We start from the raw sequence: 4653 nt of genomic DNA on the forward strand, positions 1-4653 counted from the left end.
CTTGAATTATTCATAAACCATCACTGTATTCTAGAGTTTATTAGTACTACAATCACTACTTATTATTCTTATATTTTACTGGCTTGAAGATATGTTACCATGAAGTAATCTTCTATTTATTGTTGGTTTTTTGTATTTCTTGGTTAACATGGTATATTGTAGTTTATTTTTTTCATCTAGGAGGTTTTCTATTATTTTTGTGTTTATTTTTATTTAATAATCATAAAAGAAGAACATAAAATATGTACAATATAAAAAAAAATACATACCAATAGTAAAATCATTAGTTAAGTTCATAACACAAATAAAATATAATTATTAATATAGGAAGTTTAAATATGAGTCATCTAGATAAAGTAAGAAATAATGTGGTAAATAAGGGAAATTCATATGGTTCAGAAATGGAAATAATTAATGATAAACAAATACATGAAGTTATATTACACAGAGGATGTACTTCAAGATTTAGAGAAAATGAACTAATTACATCTGTAATTAGTTGTTTAAATAAAAAAAATATTGATTTTTCTGTTTTAGATGATGAAACATGTTGTGGAATAATATTATATCTACTTGGTGATTCAAAAACAGCAGATGAAGTAGTAAAAGCTAATATTCAGAAATTCAATAGTCATGGTGTAAAAAAGATTATAACAATATGTCCAGGATGTTATGAAGCATTTCATGACTACTATAGTAATCATGAAAATTTTGATATTGAAGTTATTTTTGCAATGGACTTATTTAATGATGAAACTATAGATGGTGATGGTTATATTATTCATGATCCATGTCATGCACTTGAAAGGTCAACACAAGTAAGATCTATAATTAAAAATGTGCCCATAGAACGTGCAAATTCCTGTTGTGGATTTGGTGCAGGTTTAAATCTTGGAAGTAAAGAATTAACTAAGAAAATGGCACAGGATACACTAAATAAGGGTAATATTGTAACATACTGTCCCTCATGTTACCATACATTAAATAGTGTTGATAATAAAAAAACTACTGATTTTTTCACACTACTTGATAAAGAATTATAAAAAAAAGTAAGATAAGTAATGTATTCAACATTACTTATTTTCTATAATTATGGGTATATGATACTGTTCTATTTTTAATATTTTCGAAGGTATCATCTACTAACAATTCACCATTTCTAAATACTGTTTGTAAACAATCTTTTCCTTCAGCATCAAAATTCACTGTTTTAAATGTGTCATTTTCTTTTATTAATTTAAAACGTCCAGCTTTTGATTTTTTACTAATATCTAAAGGTTTTTTAAGAATATCATGCCATGTTCCATTACGTAGTTGGGCAGAACATTTAAATGCATTTCTTTGAGTATCACGATTTACTGAAGTATGTAATCCTCCACCCATACCAAAGAGTATATTTTCTGCAGCCCATCCATGATTTTTCATTGAAAAAAGAATATCACGTATTACATGGTAATTTAATCCATCACTCCATAATAGACCAATATTTTTATTAAATACCTTATAACCCATATTATTTTCATGTACTCCAAATCCATCTGCTAGTAATTCAAGACATTCAATAGCAGTAGGAACAGGTTCTCCACTATCAGGTCTAAATACTATTTTGTTACCTTCTGTTGATAAAAACTTCATAATAGTCTTATTAAGAAGACTAGTATTATTTCCAGCTTCTTTAAGAAAATTTCTATAATTATAACTATCAATAACAATTGACAGTATTCCATTTTGAGCACTGTTAATAACGTTAATAATTTGATCTATTTCATTTTCTTCCCCAAGGGATGTCATTACACTGTGTTCTGTTGCTTGTACACTATAACCATAAAGATTGGTTTCATTATAATAATTTTCTGGAATTGTTAGAGCAGGAAGAGTATCTGTACCAGAAAAACTTAGTAGATGTGCAGATCCTGCTAGTTTTGAGGATTCATTTGATGTTGATCCACGATATCCAAAGTCATGTAACATGAAATCAGCATTATCATGTGAAGAACCAGTTATGTCAAGATAAAAATTACATAATTTTTTTACTTCAGCAGATAATGTTGCAACTGTTGATGGATACCATACTTGTAATAATAAAGGTTCAAGATAATTAGATAACCAAAAACATTTACTATCAGTATTTTCTACTGTCATTAAAACATTACTTACATCTACTGGTGTTCCTTCTGGTACTGCCTTAATTTCTACTGGTAATTTTCCATCTAAATCATTAGCAATATATAACCAGTCATCTGTGTTAAATATATTTGGACCAATATGCTTTTCTATGATTCTTTCTGCTTCATAGACTTTTTCTTCTGTGACAACTTGTCCTACTAAATAATTTTTAAGAATATATTGAAGTCCATAGAATATTGTCTTATTAAATTCAGAACCAATTCTACTTTCCATGTATGAATATAACTTCTGTGTATTTTCAGGATAAAAGTAGTGATGTGTTACTTTATAACTATCTGTGAGTAGACATATATTGTTTTCTATCATAATTATTTTTACTCCTTTATTTTTTTATTATTATCTGTTAATTATACTATTTAATATTTTACGTGCTATTTTACTTAAATAAAGTAAATTTGATGTTTTAAATGAAGATTTTTTAAATAATTTTTAGCATGGGGATGTGTTTTTTATTTTTTGATATTGGATATATAGTCTCTTTTTTTAAAAAAAATCAATTTTAATTTAAAAAATAAAAACTTATTTTAAATAAAATAAATAAATTATATTCATGGATTAATGAATTTAGGTAATTTAAAAAAAATTATTTTTATTAATTCAAAAAATATAAAAAAAATGGAGGAAAAATTTTAATGAAAATTAATAATAAAACATGTTTTATATTAATTACACTTATTTCATTAACAATACTACTTTCAGCAGTATCAGCCGCTGATACAAACAATACTCTTAACTTTGAAAAAGTAGAAAAAACAAGTGATACCAATGTTGTTACTACTGAAAGTCCTAAAAATACAGAAAAAACACAAATAGCAATACAAAATAATAAAGAAGTACAACAAACTACAGATAAAACAACATCACAACTAGAAAATAACAAAAAAGTGGCAAGTACGCAAGATAAAATAACTACACATAATAAAACACAAAAAAATTTAAAAACAGCTACACAAGAAATTTCTATAAACACATACAATGATCTTAAAAATAATATTGCTTCTGCTAGTGGAAAAACAAAAACATTATCTTTGAAAAATAATATTACATTAGGTGGAAATTTAGTTCTTAAAGGAACAAATTCTCTATTAACAATCAATGGTAATGGATATATCATTGATGGAGATACTAAATATCAATTTATTAGAGTAAATCCAAAGAATAAATTAGTTCTAAATAATGTTATAATCATAAATTGTTATACTGAAGATAATGGTGGAGCAATAGATAACTATGGTACAACAGTTGTTAAAGATTCAAAATTCTTCTATAATGAAGCTAGTGTTGGTGGAGTAATAAATAATAGAAATCAATTAACAGTTACAAACTCTGTATTTATAAATAATGCAGGTTCTTTCTTTGGTGGAGCAATATCAACACATAATATAGCTACTATAGAAAATTGTGATTTCATATACAATGTTGCACAAAGTGGAGGAGCAATATTCTCTGATGCAAATCGTACAGAAACTACAACAACTACAATAAGAAATTGTACTTTTTCAAAAAATCAAGTAAAAGATGCTGGAAGTTCAATTACAAGTACTGATGGAAGAACAAAAATATATAAATCAAGATTCACAGATGGTGTTGGACCAAATACAATATATAGTGAAAGTATTTTAAAAAATGCTACATTAATAATAGATTCATCATTTTTCAATGAAACAAAAACAAAATATATTCAACTATCAAATGATACACAAGAAGATATTACAAATGATGTATATATTTCAAATAACACATTTGTTGGACAGAAAGTATCAACTAAAATCACATTAAATGTATTAAATATAAATTCAAAAAATACAACAGTAAAAGTTACAGGAATAAATTTCTACAATAAAACATTAAATGAAGGAATTGTAACATTATATGCAAATAATAAGAAAACATCAAAAAGTATGTCAAATGGTCAAGCAACAATAATATTCAATATTAGTCCAGGAAAGCATGATTTAAAAGCAGTATATGAATCTAATAATATGTATGCAAGTTCTTCAGATTCAAAAACAATAACAGTTCCTAAAATAAATACAACCCTTACAACAGAAATTCTTAAAAAAACTGTAAAAGACACTACATTACACATAACAGTTAAAGCAGCTGATGGTTCTAAAACAACAGGAAATGTTTCAATAGTACATAAAGGAAAAGTATTACTTACAAAAGCATTAGTAAATGGTACAAACACATATGTATTTGAATTACCAGAAGGAAAACAAGATGTGGAAGTAAAATATCTTGGAAATAGTATGTATGTACCAACTTCTAAAACTTACTCCATTACAACAACAAAAACAACTGTTGGTTTTACAACATATATCTTAAAAAAGACAACAAATAACATTACCTTTAAAGTAATGGCATATGATACTAATAAAACAAAAGTACCTGGTAAAATATCTATTGTAAATAAAAATGGAACTACCCTTGTTACAAAAGCATTAACAAATGGTGAATGCTTAT

General features: G+C 25.8%; 3 protein-coding genes. 2 read left to right on the forward strand and 1 reads right to left on the reverse strand.

Translation table 11 applies throughout. The features are described from left to right. The first annotated feature begins 338 nt into the window (after positions 1-338). Entirely contained in the window at positions 339-1043 is a 705-nt protein-coding gene (locus BZ132_RS03745; protein WP_286940532.1) for a (Fe-S)-binding protein, read from the forward strand. Between the two features lie 34 nt (positions 1044-1077). On the opposite strand, the gene BZ132_RS03750 is transcribed toward BZ132_RS03745, so the two are convergent. Continuing rightward, entirely contained in the window at positions 1078-2493 is a 1416-nt protein-coding gene (locus tag BZ132_RS03750) for a nicotinate phosphoribosyltransferase (protein WP_011406357.1), read from the reverse strand. Between the two features lie 326 nt (positions 2494-2819). Here BZ132_RS03750 and BZ132_RS03755 point away from each other — a divergent pair. After that, positions 2820-4653, forward strand: a 1834-nt coding sequence (locus BZ132_RS03755; protein WP_286940533.1) for a hypothetical protein, incomplete at its 3' end; no start/stop codon positions are given.

The organism is Methanosphaera sp. DEW79, assembly GCF_003266085.1.
Lineage (GTDB): Archaea > Methanobacteriota > Methanobacteria > Methanobacteriales > Methanobacteriaceae > Methanosphaera > Methanosphaera stadtmanae.

What these genes read in the sequence shown, in the direction of transcription:
- BZ132_RS03745 (WP_286940532.1), top strand. Translation starts at nt 339, where the DNA reads ATGAGTCATCTAGATAAAGTAAGAAATAATGTGGTAAATAAGGGAAAT.
- BZ132_RS03750 (WP_011406357.1), bottom strand. Translation starts at nt 2,493, where the DNA reads ATGATAGAAAACAATATATGTCTACTCACAGATAGTTATAAAGTAACA.